The 19113-nt window shown below is 60.1% G+C and carries 15 protein-coding genes; 14 read left to right on the top strand and 1 reads right to left on the bottom strand.

What is annotated here, in order from left to right; all coding sequences use genetic code 11:
- The first annotated feature begins 243 nt into the window (after positions 1-243).
- From selA to MWR57_RS11780, 3 genes are read left to right on the top strand one after another with little or no spacing between them, the layout of a single operon-like run.
- The gene (selA, locus tag MWR57_RS11790; protein WP_423125019.1) at positions 244-1683 is read left to right on the top strand and encodes an L-seryl-tRNA(Sec) selenium transferase; all 1440 of its coding nucleotides are present in this window, start codon (positions 244-246) and stop codon (positions 1681-1683) included.
- Positions 1680-3809, top strand: a complete 2130-nt coding sequence (locus MWR57_RS11785; RefSeq protein WP_423125018.1) for a tetratricopeptide repeat-containing diguanylate cyclase — start codon at positions 1680-1682, stop codon at positions 3807-3809. The genes selA and MWR57_RS11785 overlap by 4 nt, the downstream gene beginning before the upstream one ends.
- Before the next feature lie 41 nt (positions 3810-3850).
- Positions 3851-4534 (top strand): LOG family protein, encoded by a 684-nt coding sequence (locus MWR57_RS11780; RefSeq protein WP_423125017.1) that lies wholly within the window; start codon positions 3851-3853, stop codon positions 4532-4534.
- Positions 4535-4631: 97 nt separating this feature from the next.
- On the opposite strand, the gene typA is transcribed toward MWR57_RS11780, so the two are convergent.
- Positions 4632-6416 carry a translational GTPase TypA gene (typA, locus tag MWR57_RS11775; protein ID WP_423125016.1) on the bottom strand — a complete coding sequence of 595 codons (1785 nt, stop codon included), beginning with the start codon at positions 6414-6416 and terminating at the stop codon, positions 4632-4634.
- A gap of 438 nt (positions 6417-6854) precedes the next feature.
- Between typA and mraZ the strand changes: the two genes are divergently transcribed.
- The 11 genes from mraZ to murC all read left to right on the top strand — a co-directional run bounded on the left by mraZ (position 6855) and on the right by murC (position 19075).
- Complete coding sequence (gene mraZ / locus MWR57_RS11770; RefSeq protein WP_423125015.1) at positions 6855-7331, top strand: division/cell wall cluster transcriptional repressor MraZ; 477 nt, start codon at positions 6855-6857, stop codon at positions 7329-7331.
- 6 nt (positions 7332-7337) lie between these two features.
- The gene (gene rsmH / locus MWR57_RS11765; protein WP_423125014.1) at positions 7338-8225 is read left to right on the top strand and encodes a 16S rRNA (cytosine(1402)-N(4))-methyltransferase RsmH; all 888 of its coding nucleotides are present in this window, start codon (positions 7338-7340) and stop codon (positions 8223-8225) included.
- 1 nt (position 8226) lies between these two features.
- On the top strand, positions 8227-8571 hold the full coding sequence (locus MWR57_RS11760; protein WP_423125013.1) for a hypothetical protein: 345 nt from the start codon (positions 8227-8229) through the stop codon (positions 8569-8571).
- Between the two features lie 7 nt (positions 8572-8578).
- Entirely contained in the window at positions 8579-10609 is a 2031-nt protein-coding gene (locus tag MWR57_RS11755) for a penicillin-binding transpeptidase domain-containing protein (protein ID WP_423125012.1), read from the top strand.
- Positions 10610-10626: 17 nt separating this feature from the next.
- Positions 10627-12219 carry a UDP-N-acetylmuramoyl-L-alanyl-D-glutamate--2,6-diaminopimelate ligase gene (locus MWR57_RS11750; protein WP_423125011.1) on the top strand — a complete coding sequence of 531 codons (1593 nt, stop codon included), beginning with the start codon at positions 10627-10629 and terminating at the stop codon, positions 12217-12219.
- A gap of 82 nt (positions 12220-12301) precedes the next feature.
- The gene (locus tag MWR57_RS11745) at positions 12302-13753 is read left to right on the top strand and encodes a UDP-N-acetylmuramoyl-tripeptide--D-alanyl-D-alanine ligase (RefSeq protein WP_423125010.1); all 1452 of its coding nucleotides are present in this window, start codon (positions 12302-12304) and stop codon (positions 13751-13753) included.
- A gap of 10 nt (positions 13754-13763) precedes the next feature.
- On the top strand, positions 13764-14843 hold the full coding sequence (mraY, locus tag MWR57_RS11740) for a phospho-N-acetylmuramoyl-pentapeptide-transferase (RefSeq protein WP_423125009.1): 1080 nt from the start codon (positions 13764-13766) through the stop codon (positions 14841-14843).
- Between the two features lie 22 nt (positions 14844-14865).
- Positions 14866-16290 (top strand): UDP-N-acetylmuramoyl-L-alanine--D-glutamate ligase, encoded by a 1425-nt coding sequence (murD, locus tag MWR57_RS11735; protein WP_423125008.1) that lies wholly within the window; start codon positions 14866-14868, stop codon positions 16288-16290.
- Between the two features lie 84 nt (positions 16291-16374).
- Positions 16375-16563 (top strand): hypothetical protein, encoded by a 189-nt coding sequence (locus MWR57_RS11730; RefSeq protein WP_423125007.1) that lies wholly within the window; start codon positions 16375-16377, stop codon positions 16561-16563.
- Between the two features lie 17 nt (positions 16564-16580).
- On the top strand, positions 16581-17657 hold the full coding sequence (gene murG, locus MWR57_RS11725) for an undecaprenyldiphospho-muramoylpentapeptide beta-N-acetylglucosaminyltransferase (RefSeq protein WP_423125006.1): 1077 nt from the start codon (positions 16581-16583) through the stop codon (positions 17655-17657).
- 26 nt (positions 17658-17683) lie between these two features.
- Positions 17684-19075: a UDP-N-acetylmuramate--L-alanine ligase gene (gene murC / locus MWR57_RS11720; protein WP_423125005.1), complete on the top strand. Its 1392-nt coding sequence runs from the start codon at positions 17684-17686 to the stop codon at positions 19073-19075.
- Positions 19076-19113: the final 38 nt, after the last annotated feature.

Genomic DNA, 19113 nt, shown 5'->3' with positions numbered 1-19113 from the left:
AATCACCTGCAGGACCAGAGGGCTATATGATATAAATATGCATTTATATATTGATGTCAAGTGAAATTTTCCGCAGCCAGGGTTTGGGCGGACATCCAGGAAGGATGATCGGTTTGCCGCCAGAATGCTGTGCCTTCCCCTTGACAGTTTTTCTCAAAAACGGTAAGTCCTTTCAGTATGTTATGGGTTTCCTTCTGTGAGACCGCCGTTTTCCTTCCGTTTTCTGCCTGAACTGGGGAGTGAATGACCACAAAACCTGAATCCGCCGGGCAACCGGCCGCTTCCACCCAACGCCTGCTTCGGGCCATTCCCAAGGTTGATGAATTTCTAGGCTGGCTGGTCCCGCCTCCCGCTGCGCCTGCGTCGCTGGTGAAAAGCTCGGTGCGCCAACTGCTGGAATCGCTCCGGCAGGAGATCCTCACGGGCGCGCCACTCAAGCCCGCTGATCTGACTCAAGGCTCTTTGCTTCCCCGTCTGCACAAACTCCTTGCCGCCAGGCTCCGTCCCAATTTCCGCACCGTGATCAACACCACCGGCGTGGTGGTGCATACCAATCTCGGCCGCTCCCTGCTGCCCGAGGCGGCCATGGAGAGCCTGCTGGCCGTGGGCAGCCGCTATTCCAATCTGGAGCTTGACCTGGCCACGGGCAAGCGGGGCAGCCGCTACAGCCTGGTTGAGGATATCCTCTGCGAGCTGACCGGCGCCGAGGCCGCCCTGGTGGTCAACAACAACGCCGCCGCGGTGATGCTGGTGCTGGACACCCTGGCCAAGGGGCGCGAGGTTATCGTCTCAAGGGGCCAGTTGGTGGAGATCGGCGGCTCCTTCCGAATCCCCGAGGTGATGAGCCGAACCGGGGCCAAGCTGGTGGAGGTGGGCGCCACCAACCGCACCCATCTCCGCGATTATGAAAATGCGATTACCCCGGAAACCGCCCTGCTCCTCAAGGTGCACACCAGCAACTACCGGATCATCGGCTTTGCCTCCGAGGTTCCTCTTGCGGAGCTGGTGGAGCTTGGAGCGCGGCACGGGCTTCCGGTCATGGAGGATCTGGGCAGCGGCTGTCTGGTGGATCTTTCCCGCTTCGGGTTGGCCAAGGAGCCCACCGTGGGCGAGGTGGTTCGGGCCGGGGTCGATGTGGTGACCTTCAGCGGCGACAAGCTGCTGGGCGGACCCCAGGCCGGGCTTATTGTGGGCAAGAAAGAGATCATCGAACAGATCAAGGGTAACCCCATGAACCGGGCGCTACGCATCGACAAATTTACCCTGGCCGGGCTGGAGGCGGTGCTGCGGCTGTACTTCGACGAGGAACAGGCCCTTGCTGCCATCCCCACCCTGGCCATGCTGGCCATGCCCCTGGCTGCCATCGACCGGCGGGCCAAGCGGTTGCGCCGGTTGGTCGGGAAGGACCTTGGGCCGGTTTGCCGGGTGGAACTCAAGAGTATCGCCTCCATGGTGGGCGGCGGTTCGCTGCCGGAACAGCCTCTGCCCAGCCGGGGGGTGGCCCTTGCTCCCCTGGACCGGAGTGTCAATGAGCTGGAAAAGGGGTTGCGGGAGCTGTCGCTGCCGGTGCTTGGCCGCATCGAGGATGATTGGCTGCTCCTTGACATGCGCACCGTGGCGGACAAGGAAATCCCGCTGCTGGCCAACTGTTTGAAAGAAGTTTTCGAGGCTAAGAATAAATGACCATCCCTCTGTTGTTTGAGGCCGGGCCTTTGACCCCTGCCGACCTTCGCCGTTTTTCCACGCTGTTCACCAAGACTGCCTTTGATTTCTTCCCCTGCGATACGGCCCAACTGATGCCCTTGGGCGAAGAGGAGGGCGATCCGCCCCCGGAGTTGCAGGATGCGCTGATCCAGATCCGCGACAACCATCTGCCCGTGGTTGATGGACAGGGGCTGGAACTGCTGCTCCCCATCTGGGGCGGGGAAACGCTCTGCGGGCTGCTGGTGGTGCGGGGCGGCGAGGAGCAGCTCTACGGGATGCCGCCGGTCTGGCTTGACGAGCAGAGCCACATCATCTCCAGGGAGTTTTACCTGCTCAAGCAGAGCTGCCAGGATCCGGCCACCGGGTTGGTGAACGGCTTTCATCTGCGGGGCGAGCTTGAGGCCCTTGGGCAGGACGAGGCGGACGGGTTGCCCGGCGCTCCGGCCACCCTGGCCCTGCTGGAGGTCTATCCGCGCACCCGCGACGCGGACCGGAGCCTGCGCTACATCGTGCGGGCCGGGAGCTGTCTTGCCTCCATGCTCGGCGAGGACATGCACCTGCACCATCTCGGCGCCGGGATCTTCGGCCTGCTCTGGTATGGGGTGGACATGGAGCAGGCCCGGCAGTTGGGCGAATCGCTGCTTTTGCGCCTCAAGCGGGAGAATTTCGTCACGGCCCATCTCGGCATCACCACGGTGACGCCCCACGACCCCCAGGAGAGCGGCGCTCCGGAACAGCTTCTGGCGCAGGCCTGGCAGGCTCTGCGCACCGCCCGGTTGCGGGGGCCTTTCAGTCTCTGCGGCCATGTCACGGCCCAGGACATAGAGTCGCATCCCTTTCGTAAGACCCCGGAATCGGTGCTGCGGAAATTGCGCGCCCTGTATCGCGGCAAATCCCGGTTCTCCCTGGTCTTGCTCCGCATGGACCAGGAGCCGGCCAGCAACCATTTCTCCAAGCGGCTCAGAACCTTGCTCGGCCAGGAGAAAGGGCTGGTGCTGGTCAACCAGCGGGAGGCGTTTTTGTTTCTCGACGGGCTCGACGGCGAGGCGGCCCGGGCCTGGCTTGCGGATTTTCGCAACAAGATGGAGGGTATCGGCGGCAGCTCTTTTTCCATGGGCGTGGCCACCTTTCCTTTTCATGATTTTAAAAAGTCCGCCTTGCCCTTGAATTGCCGGAAGGCCGTGCAGCACGCAACCTTTTTCGGCCCGGATTCGCTGGCGGTTTTTGATGCGGTCAGCCTCAATATCAGCGGGGATGTCTATTATAATGAAGGCGATCTGGTCAAGGCCCTCGGCGAGTACCGGCAGGGGCTGCTCCTTGAGCCGGGCAATGTGAACATTCTTAACAGCATGGGGGTTGCCAACATCCAGCTCAACCGGCCCAAAGGCGCCCGGGTCTGTTTTCAAAAGGCGCTGGGGATCGAGCCGGAAAATTTCATGGCCCTGTTCAACCTGGGCTTTATCTGTCTTGACGACAATCAGGCTCCGGAGGCCTTGGCCCTCTGGGAAAGGGCGCTGGTCGTAGACAACGAACATCCCGACCTCCTGCAGCACCTAGGCATGCTCTATTGCCGGCAGGGACGGTACGCCGAAGCCCGGGCGGTTTTGGAGCGATGCGAAGAATTGATCAAAAAAGAGTCCCGTCCCGGCGGAGAGCCCATGGTGGTGGCGCGCTGGCTTGGCAGGGCGTGTGAGGCCTTGGGGGAAAATGGTTTGGCCATTGGAGCCTACCAGCGGGCGGTCAGCGGCAATCCGCGGGATGCCGGTTCATTGAGCAGGCTCGGCAGGCTCTATGCTCTGGAAAAACAGGGCCACGATATCGCCCTGGCCCTGTGCGGGCAAGCGGTTGAACTGGACGGGGGCAAGGCGGACCATTGGTATCGGTTCGCTCTGGTGCAGGCCATGACCCAGGATCAGGAAGGGGCAATGCAGTCGCTGACGGAGTGCCTCCGTCTTGAGCCGCGCCAGGCAGAGGCGGGCTTGTTGCTGGGCAGGTTGTTTGAGCAGCAGGCCAGGCCCGGCAAGGCGAGAAAGCTCTATGAAAAGGTGTTGCGGTATTCCCCGGAGCATGCCCCGGCCCAGGCGGCCCTGGCAGCTCTTTCCTGAAGAATGGTGTGTGTGGACAAGCTCTGTAAGGGAGATCTGATATGAGAGTGACCAAGGCCGGAGTTGTTGACGAGCGGCAGCAGTATTCGCTGGATAGTTTTCAGGTGGGTGATTCCTGGCGGCTGTTCCGCATCATGAGCGAGTTTGTCGAGGGGTTTGACACCCTGGCCAGCATCGGCCGGCCGGCGGTGTCGATTTTCGGCTCCGCCCGGACCAGCCCGGAAGGCCGGTATTACAAGCTGGCCGAGAAAATCGCCCTTGATCTGGCCACGGCCGGGTACGGCATCATCACCGGCGGCGGGCCCGGGATCATGGCCGCGGCCAACAAGGGGGCGGCCATTGCCGAAGGGCTGTCCATAGGGCTCAACATCAACCTGCCCTTTGAGCAGGAGCCCAACCCTTTTACCAACGTGCCGCTGAGCTTCAAGTATTTTTTCGTGCGCAAAGTGATGTTTATCAAGTATTCCATGGCCTTTATCGGGATGCCCGGAGGGTTCGGCACCATGGACGAGCTGTTCGAATCCCTTACCCTGATACAGACCAGGCGGGTCAAGCGCTTCCCGGTCATTCTGGTGGGCTCTGATTTCTGGGGCGGGTTGGTGGACTGGATCAAGGAGCGGCTTTTGGCGGAAAATTATATCAACGAGGATGATCTGCTCTATTTTCAGGTCATGGATGATCCCGAGGAGGTTGTGAAGTACATCAAGCGGACCGTAGTGCTGTAATCGTTGTGTGGTGCCGGAAAAATAAAAAGGCCATGCCGGAGGATATCCGGCATGGCCTTTTTATTTGGTGCGCAGTCAGGAAGGGCGCGAGCTCTTCTTATTTGGCGGTGAGCTTGCGTTTCCGCAGCCGGATGGAGAGCGGGGTCACTTCCACCAGCTCGTCATCATTGATATAGGCAATGCAGTCCTCCAAGCTCATCTGCACCGGCGGGGTGAGCACCACGTTTTCGTCGGAGCCGGAAGCGCGCATGTTGGTGAGCTTCTTGCCCTTGGCCGGATTGACCACCATGTCCTGGTTGCGGGCGTTTTCGCCGATGATCTGGCCGGTGTACACCTTGTTGCCAGGGCCGAGGAACAACCGGCCGCGATCCTGGAGGTTGAACAGGGCGTAGGCCACGGTGGTGCATGTTTCCATGCTGGTGAGCACGCCGTTGACCCGGTTGATGATGTCCCCGGCATAGGGGCCGTATTCGGCGAACACGTAGTTCATCATGCCCAAGCCCTTGGTGGCGGTCATGAATTCCGAGCGGTAGCCCAGCAAGCCCCGGGTGGGGATCTTGTAGACCAGCCGGTTCATGCCGTTTGCCTGGTGCATCTCCTGCATCTGTCCCCGCAGCATCCCCAGCCGTTCGATCACCGCTCCGGCGTACTGCTCGTCCACGTCAATGGTCAGCTCTTCGTAGGGTTCCAGGGTGACGCCGCCTTCCTCCTTCATGATGACCTGGGGGCGGGTGACCTGGAGCTCAAATCCCTCGCGGCGCATCTTTTCGATGAGGATGGAAAGATGCAGCTCGCCGCGGCCGGAAACCACATAGCCCACGCCTTCCGTCATGGGCTCGACCCTGAGGGCCACGTCTGCCAAGGTCTCTTTCCGGAGGCGGTCCTCCAGGTGACGGGAGGTGACGAATTTTCCTTCCAGCCCGGCAAAGGGCGAGTCGTTGGGGATGAAGTTCATCGAGATGGTGGGCGGATCGATCTCGATCAGGGGCATGGGCATGGGGTTGTCCGCGTCGGTGAAGGTCACGCCCACGGTAACGTCGTCCATGCCCGCCACCGCAACCAGCTCGCCGACTCCGGCCGTATCGGTGGCCACTTTTTTATCGGACTCGAAGCGGAAGATCTTGGTGAGCCGCGCCGGCGAGACGCTGCCGTCGCGCTTGACCACGGCAATGGGCTTGTTGATGCTCAAAGTGCCGTTTGTCACCTTGCCGATGCCCAGCCGCCCCAGGTAGGGGGAGTGGTCCAGGGAGCTGACCTGCATCTGCAGGGGCGCGTTGGGGTCGCCGGATGGGGGCGGCACGTGGGTGGCGATCAGTTGGGAGATCGGCTCCATGGTGGTGGAATCGTCGGTGAGGTGATGCTTGGCGTAGCCCTGCTTGGCCGAGGCATAGACCACCGGGAAATCAAGGAGGTGGTCCGGGGCCTCAAGCTTGACAAAGAGGTCGAAAACCTGATCAACCACCCAGGGGCAACGGGCCGCGGGCTTGTCGATCTTGTTGATCACCACGATGATGCGCAGCCCTGCGGCCAGCGCCTTTTTCAAAACAAAATAGGTCTGGGGCATGGGGCCTTCCTGGGCGTCCACCAAAAGGAGGCAGCCGTCCGCCATGCGCAGAACCCGTTCCACCTGGCCGCCGAAATCGGCATGCCCGGGGGTGTCGATGATGTTGATCCAGTAATCCTTGTAGCAGTATGAGCCGTTCTTGGCGGTGATGGTGATGCCGCGTTCCCTCTCGAGATCTCCGGAGTCCATGAGGCGTTCCGCTACTTCCTGATTTTCCCGAAACATGCCGCTTTGCTGGAACAACTGGTCGACCAGGGTGGTTTTTCCGTGGTCAACGTGGGCAATGATGGCGACGTTTCTGATTGTGCTTTGTTCCATAACTTTTCAACTTTCCATGAAGAAGGGTTTGCTCCCGGCTTGGGGAAAAAAAGGGGCACCTTAAATGAAAGTCGGTGGAAAGGCAAGGAAAAAACCAAAAAAACAGCCAGATAAAGAGATGGAGTGTGCCGGGGCATGGCATTGCGGGAGATTTGCTTTTTTTGGGAAAAAATCCAGCATGTATTTAATTTTCACCCCACCTTGCCCCACAAAAAAAATATTTGGACGAAAGGAGGATGGGTGGCCCTCTCTGTGCCACTTTATGTGGTGGTGTTTGGTGCTGCTATCCGCTATATGAGGTGCTTTTTGCTGTTTTCGAAGGGGAGGGTGAATAAGTGGTCTCACATGTTTTTTCCTTGACACTGATCAGCCATTTTCACTATAAGGGTACATAAAGTGGTGTAAAGTGGGTAATCGGGGAGAAAGAAGGAGCTGCGTGTGGTTGAAGGGAGTGTCACAAATCCGGTCTGTCATTTTCGCGGGCGCTCCGAGCATGCCCTCGATGCCAAGGGCAGGCTGAATATCGCGACCCGGTTCCGGGAGTCCCTGCGCAGTCAGGGCGACGAGCGGCTCATGGTCACGCCCTGGCACAACTGTATCCGCGCTTACCCGCTGCCCCATTGGGAAGAGCTGGAGATGACCCTTTTGGCGCAAGGCCAGAAAAGGCCGGAAACCGTCAAGCTGATCCGGTACATGATCGGCGGCGCCGAGGAGTGCACCCTGGACAAGCAGGGAAGAATCCTGCTCCCCGCCACCTTGCGGGAAGATTGCCGGATCAGGAAGGAAGTCGTCGCCAACGGCATGATCACCTATTTTGAAATCTGGGATAAGGAGATTTGGGAGGCCGAGAACAAACCGACCGGCGAGAATTTTCAGAATTTCGAGCAGGTTCTTTTGGAAATGGGGCTGTTCTGATACTCTATGCAGCCCTCTCATCTCCCGGTCATGCTCGAGGAAGTGGTCACCTGTCTGGCCCCGGTGGATGGAGGTGTATATGTTGACGGCAATCTGGGGCTGGGAGGGCATACGGAAAGGATTCTTGAGGTCTGCGGTCCCACGGGCCGGGTTGTTGGCTTTGACTGGGATGCTGCGGCTCTGACCTTGGCGCAGGAACGGCTGGCCCGGTTTTCAGGCCGTGTCCGTTTTGTGCATGAAAATTTTGCCTCGATAAAGGAGACCCTGATGGAGCTTGGCATTGCCACAATTGACGGCCTGCTGCTCGATCTGGGTCTTTCTTCTTTGCAGCTCGATGCAAGCGGCCGCGGCTTCAGCTTTAAAGGCAGCGAGCCGCTTGATATGCGAATGGACCAGCGTCAGGCCACCACGGCCGCCGAACTTGTCAACGGGGCCTCCGAGGAGGAGCTGGCGGATATTTTTTTCTACTATGGCGAAGAGCGTCAGGCAAGAAGGATTGCCGAAGAGATTGTCGAGGCGCGGCGGAAAGAGAAGATCGTTTCCACCGATCAGCTTGTCGCCCTGGTGGACCAAGCCATTCCCAAGCGGTTTCATCCCAAGAAAATTCATGTGGCCACCAAGGTGTTTCAGGCGTTGCGCATCGCGGTCAACCGCGAGCTGGACAGCCTTGAACGAATTCTGGCCGATGGCGCAACCCTGCTCGCGCCCGGCGCCAGATTTTGCGTCATCTCCTTTCATTCCTTGGAGGATCGTCTGGTGAAGCAGGCCTTCCGGGAAAATCCCCTGCTCGAGGTCGTCACCCCGAAGCCCCTTACCCCTGGTCGCGCTGAGTGTCTGCGCAATCCCAGGGCAAGAAGCGCCAAGCTGCGGGTTGCGGCAAGAGGAAGAACCTAAGATGCGCGATTACGCGAAAAAATATTCCAGCACCTCCGGCAACAGGCAGAAGGTTGCCGGCAGGCGGACGGGCGGAGCGGATCGGGAACGGCCGTTCAAGATCATCGGGGCAATTGCGGTTGTCGCCATGCTGCTGGGGGTAGTCAGCAGCCTCTGGTTTGGCGTTGCCTTGCGGGACGGGCTGGGCAGGCTTGGCAAGGGCCAGCAGGAAAAAGCCGAACTCGTTGCGGCCAATATGGCGCTTGCCGCGGAAAAGGATGCGCTGCTGCAACAGGAAAAAATCGAAGCTGCGGCAGGACGGCTGGGATTGTTCCCGCCTTCCGCGAAGCAGATGAGAAGGCCATAGGCCCGGCATGATGAGGCGGGGAATTGAGGGAAAAGACCGGCGCCCTCTCGTGGTGGGAGTAATTCTCTTGTTGGTGGCGGCGGTGTTTGCCGTGATCGCCATAAAAAGTCATTTTTTTGGGGAAAGCGGGCAACAGGCGCAGGGAGACAAGCAAAGGGACGAACAGGTCAGCGCCGTGCAAGGCGGCGGCCGGAGAAACATCTATGACCGGAATTTCATGGAGCTGGCAGTGAGTTTTCAGCGAAGTTCCCTCTACGCCAGGCCATTGGAACTCGAGGCGCCCGAGAAGGTCGCCCGTGAGGTTGCAAAGATTCTCGGACTTGATGAAAAAAATGTGCTCTCCGCTCTGAAAGGGGAAAGAAGTTTTGCTTGGCTCGGCAGGGATCTGAGCCGCGAGAAAGCGGTGAAAATCGCGGACCTTAACCTGAAAGGGGTGTACCGCATCAATCAGGTGCAACGATTTTATCCGGGCAACCAGCTTGGCGCCCATGTCATTGGCTTTTTAAAGGACGAGCAGGGGCTGGCCGGGGTTGAGTTTTATTATGACAGTGTTCTTCGGGGCGGCGGGGTGTATGACCCGAGGCTGGCCGCCGCCGGAGTGAGCAGAAAAATAGCCGAAGGGAGTGACAGCGCAAGCCTCATTCTGACCCTTGACAGCCATCTCCAGAATACTCTGGAGCAAAAACTCGCGGGGCTGGTACACAGCACGGAGGCAAAAGCCGGAGTGGCGGTGATCATGGTCCCGTCCACCGGCGAGATTCTCGGCTTGGCCAACCTGCCGGATTATGATCCCAATCGATTTTGGGAGTTCAGCGCCGACGCGCGGAGGAATCGGGCCATTGAGGATCTCCTTGATCTTGGCGCGATGGAGCGCCTGTTTCAGGAGGCGGCTGCACTGGATAGCCGGAGTGGTGGGGGCGGGAACGGGGCTGCGGGCGGCGAGGCCATGCCTGAGCCGGAGGTGATCCAGCGCGGCCCCTGGAATATGGTGGCGGACGGCAGGTATATTTCTCCGGAAGGGGTCGGCCTGGGCCAGACCGTGGTGGGGCGTGGCGAGTTCAGCGTCTTTGCCGAAAAGGTCGGGTTGACAGTCAAGGGAGAGGTGGATTTGCCCGAGGCGATGTTCTCCTTAAAGGAGGATGCGGATGCCGGTCCGGTTATCAAAAAAGAAGAAGGGGGCCAAGTGACGCATCCTCCCCCGGCGATACAGGCCAAGCCGCTGCATGGTGACAAGGATTCTATTCCGACGGCAACCCCTCTGGCGTTGCTGTCGGCGTTTTCCCGGTTGATCAACGGAGGGCAAGTGATGACCCCCCATGTTCTCCGGGCGGTCTGGCAGGATGAGCAGGTGTGGGATGTGCCGGTCCGGCGTGGGATCGGAGAGTTTGCCGTGCGCCCCGATGTGAGCGCGGGCATGCGGAGCGAAATGAAGAAGGCTGCCGGATCGGGCCGGGGGGTTTTCGTCATCGAGTCGCTGCTGCAGAAAGAGCCCTTCCCGGAGGGGCAGGCAAAGCCGCCAAGCGACAGCGCAGCGCCGCCGCCGGCAAACGAGGGCGGAGAACAAGCGAAAGCCGGCCCGGCGGTGATGGAGAGCATTCTTCTGGGCATGGCCCCGCTGGACAACCCTGAAATCGCCATGATTGTCGTGCTTGAGGGAGCGCATATCGATCCGCAAGCCAAGTCGCCGGTTCGGGATCTTGCCGAAGAGATGATGCCGCAGGCGAGAATCGCGCTGCAGAATCAGGTAAAGCCTCCCACCGCCAAGGAGTTGGCTGTGCGCGAAGTCGGCTATTACAAAAAAATGGAAACGATTCAAGCGCAATCCGCCCTGCCCGCTGCCTTGGCGCAAGGGCCCCAGGGTCTGATCATGCCCGATGTGCGGGGCTTGAGCGGGCGCAAGGCGATGCAGGTTTTACAGCCATACGGGGTGCGGCTGCAGATTGTCGGCTCAGGGCAGGTGGCAAGTCAGTATCCCTTGGCCGGCTCTGCCCTGCGGGGCGTTGAGCAGTGTGTGCTGCGCCTGAAAACGATGCAATAGCGGGACCGGGTCCTGGAATGGGGAAAAACAACCTTGTTGCGGTATCGTTGCGGAAATTGGCCGAGGAGGTAGAGGTCATGAACCTGGACATGCTGCAGGATACAGCGATACGCAGCATCACCGCCGATTCCCGCCAGGCAGGCCCGGGCTCGTTGTTTGTCGCCATCCCCGGCTTGACCGTGGATGGCCATGAGTATCTTGAGGCTGCCGTAAAGAAAGGGTGCGCCGCCGTGCTGGTGGGCAAGGACCGCTGCCGGGGCTGGAAGCATGGCAAGGTGGTCTGTCTGGAGACGGCTGATACGCCAAAGGCGCTGGGGCAGGCGGCGGCAAGCTTTTATGGCCATCCTGCCCGCCGGATGTGCATGATCGGGATAACCGGGACCAATGGGAAGACTACGACAACCTATCTCCTGGAATCGATAATCCGAAAAAACGGCGGCCAGCCCGGGGTGATCGGCACCGTGAATTACCGGTATGGCGCAGTGGAAATTGCCGCCCCGTTCACCACCCCTGATCCGGTAAGTCTGCACCGGATTTTAGCCGAGATGGCGGCAAACGGCGTCACCCATGTGATCATGGAGACCTCCTCCCATGCTCTGGAACAAAAAAGGGTGGGGGGCATCAGCTTCGATGTGGCCCTGTTCACCAACCTGAGCCGCGATCACCTCGATTTTCATGGGGATATGCTCAGGTATTTCGCGAGCAAAAAGAGGCTCTTTACCGAGTATCTGAAACGAGACGGCAAGGCGGTGGTTCTCTGTGACAGCCATGACGATTCCGGCATCGACTGGGGGAGGCGGTTGCTGGCTGAACTGCGGGCAGACAAAACCTTGGGATACGGGGGAAAGAAGGGAAGAACCTTGATTGACTGCGGCCTGAGCGAAGCCGAGGTCGCCGTGCGGGAGGCTCGGGAGAGCCTTGGCGGAACGGTGGCCAGCCTGACGACTCCGGCGGGAGAGTTGGAGCTCCGTTCCGAACTGGTTGGAAATTTCAACCTGAAAAATATCCTCGGTGCGGTGGGGGTGGCAATGGCTCTGCGCATTTCCGGGGAAAAGATTGTGGATGGTCTGGCCCAGGCCCAGACCGCGCCCGGGCGTCTGGAGCGGGTTCCTGCCCCGGCAGGGGTCAGCGTGTTTGTTGATTTTGCCCATTCTCCGGACGCGCTGGCCAATGTCTTGCAGACCATGCGGAGCCTGACCACCGGCCGCTTGATTGCGATTTTCGGCTGCGGCGGGGATCGCGATCGCGGCAAGCGCCCGCTGATGGGCAAGGTTGCCGGGGCGTTGGCCGATGTGGTCGTGCTCACCTCGGATAATCCCAGGAGTGAACGGGCGGCCGATATCCTGCGGGACATCGAGGCGGGGATATTGGAAACCACCCTGCCGCGGATGCGGATTGAGACCATCCTTCGGGGAGAAGCACTGCGGGGCTATGATATTGTCCCCTCCCGCCGGGAGGCAATCAGGGAAACCATCCGTCACGCCCTGCCCGGCGATGTGGTGTTGCTGTGCGGGAAAGGGCACGAAACCTATCAGATAACCCCGGAAGGGAGATTTTTTTTCGATGACAGGCTTGAAGCCGCGGCCCAGGCTGCGGTGATCAACTGGTAATGGTCGGGAGAAGCAAGCAGGATCTCAGAGAGGGGGAAGCGGAATGGATCTGGCAATGGTGCGAAAAACAGGTGCTTGCGGCATGCAAAACGGAAGGACGGTAAAAAAATCTGACGCTGGCGCCATGCAAAATCCGGTCTGGACGTTGTCCCAGGTTCTTTTGGCCACTGGGGGCAGGTTTCTTTCCGGCCGGACCGAGGCGGGGTTTCGCCGGGTTTGCACGGACAGCAGGGTCATCGAGCCGGGGGATCTGTTCGTGGCCTTGCGCGGAGAGAACTTTGACGGCCATGCCTACCTGGCGCAAGCCGTGCAGAAAGGGGCGGCCGGGCTGGTGGTTGATGCGGTGCCCGAGAAGATGCCGCCTGTTCCCGTGGTGCTGGTAACGGACACCCTCCGCGCCCTTGGCGATCTGGCCGCCTACCGGAGATCGCTGATGCCGGACCTGCAGGTGGTGGCGATAACCGGAAGCTGCGGCAAAACCACGGTCAAGGAGATGATCGCGGCGATTATAAGCAGAGAATACAGCGTGTTGAAGACGCAAGGCAACTTTAACAACCTGATCGGTCTGCCGCTTTCCCTGTTGCCCGTCGAATTTCACCACGACTTCGCGGTGATGGAGATGGGCATGAATCAGCCCGGCGAGATCGCCCGGCTCACCGAAATCGCGGATCCGGACATCGCCTGCATCACCAATGTGCAGGACGCCCATCTTGCGGGCTTAAGCGACATCTCCGGAGTGGCCCGGGCCAAGGGCGAGCTCTTTAACGGGATCAAGGCCTGGGGCAAGCTGGTGGTCAATATCGATGACAAAAGGGTGCGGGGCATCGCCCGGCGGTGCAGCCAGAAAAAAATCACCTTCGGCCGCAATCCCAAGGCGGAGGTCCGAGGCCTTCGGCTGCGCAGCCTGGGCGAACGCGGGATGGCGTTTACCCTGCAGATCGGCGCCAACGAGGCCAGGGTGAAAATTCGCGGCCTTGGGGCGCATAATGTGCAGAACGGGCTGGCCGCGGCTGCCATGGCCCATGCGGCCGGGGTGAAGTTTCCCGATATAGTGGCCGGGCTTGAGAGTTTCGCGCCCTTTGAAAAACGGCTTCAGGTGCAGAAGCTCATCGGCGGAATCAGGCTGGTGAACGACGCGTACAATGCCAACCCCTCTTCGATGCTGGCCGCGCTTGAGACCCTGCACCAGATGGATCGCACTCACAAGAAGGTGGCTGTCCTCGGCGACATGCTGGAGCTTGGGACACAGAGTATCGCCGCCCATCAGGACATCGGCAGGGCTGTGGCGCGGCTCGGCTTCGATGGGTTGCTGGCAGTGGGGGAATTTGCCGAAACCCTGGTCGGAGCGGCCTGGAAGGCTGGAATGAGCAAGAAAAAGGCAATGTTTTTCAGCACGAAGGAACAGATCGGCGATTGGCTGCGCGAGAGCATCGGCGCGGGCCTTTTGCGGCAGGGAGATTGGGTGCTGGTAAAGGGGTCACGCGGGATGCGGATGGAAACAATCACTCACGATCTGCTTGAGAAGCAGGGCTAAGGAACGCACCATGCTCTATCATCTTCTCTATCCGCTCCACAGCTACTTCAGCGCGCTGAATGTCTTTCGCTATATCACCTTCCGCGCCATCGGCGCCACGCTGACCGCTTTTTTGATCCTGCTGCTGTGCGGCAACCGGTTCATCAAGATGATGCAGGAAAACCAGATCGGCCAGGTGGTGCGGGACGACGGCCCGGCCAGCCATTTCAGCAAGCGGGGGGTTCCCACCATGGGGGGGGTGCTCATCCTCTTTGCCGTGACCGTGACCACCCTGCTCTGGGTCGATTTGTCGAACTCCTTTGTCTGGATCATCCTCGGGGTGACCCTGTGGTTCGGGGGTATCGGCGCGTATGACGACTACCGCAAGATAAAGAAGCAGAACAGCAAAGGCTTGAGCGCCCGGGGCAAGATGTTCTGGCAGATCCTCGGCGCTTCCATTGCCGGGTTGCTCATCTATTTCAACCCGAATTTTGACGGACACTTGAGCTTTCCATTTTTAAAGAATATCCAGCCCGACCTGGGCACCTATTATGTGGCTTTCGCCATCCTGGTGGTGGTCGGCGCCTCCAACGCGGTGAATCTCACCGATGGCCTAGACGGCTTGGCCACCGGGCCCACGGTGGTGACGAGCAGCGTCTATCTGCTTTTTTCGTATCTGGCCGGGCATGCCGGGCTGGCGGCATATCTGCAGATTCCCTATGTGCCGGGGGCCGGTGAGGTTGCCATTCTGTGCGGCGCCCTGGTGGGGGCCAGCCTCGGTTTCCTCTGGTTTAACGCCTATCCGGCCCAGATTTTCATGGGGGATGTTGGCTCCCTGGCCTTGGGCGCCGCCCTGGGCATGGTGGCGATCATCATCAAGCAGGAGATGCTGCTGGTCATTGTCGGCGGGGTCTTTGTCATGGAGGCGCTTTCGGTCATCCTCCAGGTGGGTTTTTTCAAGATGACCGGCGGCAAAAGGATCTTTCTCATGGCCCCGTTTCATCACCATTTTGAGAAGAAGGGGTGGACGGAGCCCAAGGTGGTGATTCGGTTCTGGATCGTTTCCATCGTCCTGGGCTTGAGCGCTCTGGCAACCTTGAAGTTGCGTTAGGAAAATCGGAGAAGATGAAAGGATGAATTGGAACCTCAAGGAAATACTGCAGCCCGGAGCCCATGTTGTCGTGGTGGGTCTTGGCAAGTCCGGTGTTTCCGCGGTGCGGTTCCTGCTTAATCTGGGTGTGAAAATATCGGTTTCAGAGGGTGGCCGTCAGGAGAACCTTGAAGGAGACTTGGTTCGGTGGCTGAAGGAGAAAAGAGTTTTTGTTGAAACTGGCGGCCATACCTCTGAGCTTTTAACATCGGCGAATTGTATTCTGGTAAGCCCGGGCGTCCCGCTCGACATAGCGCCCCTTGCCGCTGCCCGGCAAAAAGGCATCCCGGTGGTGGGCGAGCTCGCCCTGGCCAAGGATTTCCTGAAAGGGACCCTGGTGGCGGTGACCGGCACCAACGGCAAGAGCACGGTGACTACCCTGATCGGCGATCTGCTGGCCGGTAGCGGCAAGAAGGTCTTTGTGGGCGGCAATCTCGGGACTCCCCTGGCCGAATATCTTGCCGGGCCCCAGGAATGTGAGGTGGTGGTTCTTGAGGTGAGCAGCTTTCAACTGGACAGCGGTGGAGAGTTCCATCCCCGGGTGGGAGTGCTGCTCAATATCACCCCGGACCACCTGGATCGGTATGCCTCCTATGAGGCCTATGTCGAGTCCAAGATGTCGCTCTTTAAAAACCAGCAGCCCGGCGACGTGGCCGTGGTCAACGGGGACGATCCTGTGATTGCCGGATGGCTGGGCAAAGAGTCGGAAAAAACGAGCCCCTGGCCGCTACTGGGCGAAATCCGGCAATACAGCGCCTGCGAAACGACCGGGATGGCGGCCTTCCTCAGCGGAACCAAGGTCCGCATTGTCGCGAAGGGCGAGCCGGGCAAGAAAACCGAGGAATACGAATTGGCCGGAACCCCTCTTGACCAGGCGCCAAACACCGAAAACGCCATGGCGGCAATTCTCGCGGTCCGGGCCCTGGGGTGCAGCCCGGCGGATATTCAGCAGAGCCTGGCCGGATTCGCGCCGTTGCCGCACCGGCTGGCCCTGGTGGATGAGATCAATGGAATCTCCTACTACGACGATTCCAAGGCCACCAATATCGGGGCGGTGTATTCCGCCTTGGGCGGCATGAAGCAGCAGGTGGTGCTCATTGCCGGAGGCCGGGGCAAGGGCGGGGGGTACGAGATGCTGCGCCCCTTGGTGCGGGAAAAGGTTCGGGCCATGGTTCTGATCGGCGAGGCAAGGGAAGAAATGGCCAGGGCTTTCGCCGAGACCACCCGGATAGCCTTTGCCGCGGAAATGGACGAAGCGGTAAGGCTGGCAAGTTCAATGGCGGAGAAGGGAGACGCGGTGTTGCTCTCACCTGCCTGCGCGAGTTTTGACATGTTCAGAAGCTACAGCCACCGGGGCGAGGTGTTTGCCCAGGCGGTCAGCAGATTGGCGGGGCAGGAAGCGCGCTAGCGGCAACGGTCGGGAAAAACGCCTGGAAGCCAAGTCTCTGAGGGGGGCACGGCTTGGGGGCGACAACAGGGCGAGGACGGGTTTATGCAAACAGTGTGCTGTGTGTGCCAGAAAACCAAGAGCCGGACCGGGTGGATACAGGGACAATCAAGCAAGGAAACCAGGGTTTCCCATGGCTACTGCCCGGATTGTTTTCACCAGACCATGGCGCGGGCGCAGGATTGGCTGCTGGCGAGAAGTGGCGGAAACCGCAGTCTGGCTGTCGGGCAATAAGGAATGGGTGGCTGTCCATGCGGATGATCGTGACCGGAGGCGGAACAGGAGGGCATCTTTTTCCCGGCATTGCCGTGGCCGAAGAGATGCTGCGCCGGTTTCCCCAAGGCAAGATCCTTTTTGTCAGCACGGACCGGGCCATAGACAACAAGACCCTGGCTGACCGCGCCTTTGAGAAGAAATCAATCGTTTGCCTGCCCTTGAAGGGGAAATCGCTTTTGGGGACAGTCAAGAGCATGGCCCAGCTTCCCATCAGCCTTTGGCAGGCGTTGCGACTGGTCCGCGCCTTCAAGCCGCAGTTGGTTTTGGGGGTGGGCGGCTACGTGACCGGACCGGTGGTGCTGGCGGCACGGCTCCTGGGGGTGAAAACCTGCATCCATGAGCAGAATTCAATTCCGGGAATGGCCAACAGGATGCTTGGAAAAATCGTCGACCAGGTATATATTTCCATCCCCGGCTCCGAGGATTTTTTCCCCCGGGGCAAGGCGGTGCTGACCGGCAATCCGGTGCGGGCGGAACTGCTCCAGGAGGCCGGCCGGCGGAAGGATCAGGTTGCAAGCAAGACGGTGCTGGTTTTGGGAGGCAGTCAGGGCGCGCACCGGGTCAATTCCCTGATGGTGGAGGCCTTTGCCCAGAACCAGTCCGGGGAGCCGGTTCAGATCCGGCACCAGACGGGAAACAGCGATGAAGAGTGGGTGCGCAAGGCTTACGCTGCGGCAGGGGTCACGGCCCAAGTCTCTTCCTTTATCAGCGATATGGCGGCGGCCTATCGGGATGCGGACCTGGTTGTCTCCCGGGCCGGGGCGACCACCCTGGCGGAGCTGGCGGTGCTGGGCAGGCCGGCGATTTTGATCCCCTTTCCGTATGCGGCCGATGATCACCAGACGACCAATGCGGCGTTTCTGGTGGCTGGCGGGGCCGCCCTGATGTTTCAGGAGCGGGACCTCGATGGCCCGAAGCTGCGGGAGGCGATATGGGGGCTGTTGAACGATGTGCCCCGGCTGCAGTCCATGGCAACGCGGATGAAGGAATTTGCTCGGCCGGAGGCGACAGCCGCCATTGTGGAAAAAAGCATAGCGTTGTTGGCCGCTTGAGCGGCGCGGATTAAGGACAAAGGTCCATGTATAAGAAAACGCAACATATCCATTTCGTGGGCATCGGCGGTATCGGCATGAGCGGCATCGCCGAGCTGCTCCTGAACCTCGGCTACACCGTGAGCGGTTCGGACCTGCGGGAAACCGAGATAACCAGGCGGCTGGCCGATCTGGGCGGCACGGTCCACACCGGGCATCAGGGGCAATGGATTGCCGGGGCGGATGTGGTGGTGATTTCCTCGGCGGTGCGGGAGAATAACCCGGAAGTGCAGGCGGCCCGGGCCGCGCATATCCCGGTCATCCCCAGGGCGGAGATGCTGGCCGAGCTCATGCGTCTTAAAAAGTACGGCATCGGCGTGGCCGGCAGCCACGGCAAGACCACCACCACCTCCATGGTCGGCTGGCTGATGGCCGAGGCAGGCCTTGATCCCACGGTGGTGATCGGCGGCAAGGTGAACAGCCTGGGCACCAACGCCAAGCTGGGCGAGGGGGAATTTCTGGTTGCCGAGGCGGACGAGTCCGACGGCTCTTTCCTGAAATTGTCCCCGGTGCTTGAAATCGTGACCAATATCGACCTGGAGCATCTGGACCATTACCGGGATATCGAGGAGATCAAGGGCGCCTTCCTGGAATTCATCGAAAAGCTCCCCTTTTACGGGGCCGCGGTTGTCTGTCTGGATGATGCCAATGTTGCCTCGATCCTGGCCCAGATCAGGAAAAGGGTGATCACCTACGGCCTGACCAGTCAGGCCGATGTCCACGCCAGGGCCGTGACGGCCCAGGGCTTGACCTCGGTGTTCGAGGTCTGCCGGAATACGGAGGTGCTGGGGGAGATAACCCTCAATGTTCCGGGGCTGCATAATGTCTATAACGCCCTGGCCGCTATAACCGTGGCCCTGGAGCTGGAGATTCCCTTTGCGGTCATTCAGAACGCCCTGAAGACATTCAGCGGTGTCCAGCGGCGCTTGCAGATCAAGGGAGAGGTCGATGGGGTCATGGTCATTGATGATTATGGCCACCATCCCACGGAAATCAGGGCGACCCTGGCAGCCATGCGCTCGGCCTGGCCGAGAAAGCGGCTCATCGTCATGTTCCAGCCCCATCGTTACACACGCACAGCCGGATTGTTCAAGGAATTCAGCACTGCCTTCCACGAGGCGGATGTCCTGCTGCTGACGGAAATATATGCGGCCAGCGAGACCCCCATCGAGGGAATAAGCGGCTCGGCGCTGTTGCAGGAGATCAAGCTGCACGGCCAGAAAAATGCTCATTTTGTCGCGGATGTCGGGTCCCTGCCGCGCACGGTGCTGGCCATGGTGCAGCCGGAAGATATAGTCTTGACCTTGGGGGCCGGAAATATCCACCAGGCCGGCGAGGAACTTCTCCGGAAAATGGAGCAGGCGCATGCTGCCTGCTAAGGTCTGTGGTTTGCAACGGCGTCCGGCAAGGACGGGGT

This window comes from Hydrosulfovibrio ferrireducens (assembly GCF_046883345.1).
GTDB lineage: Bacteria > Desulfobacterota > Desulfobulbia > Desulfobulbales > Desulfurivibrionaceae > Thiovibrio > Thiovibrio ferrireducens.
This window is presented reverse-complemented; position numbering and strand designations above follow the sequence as displayed.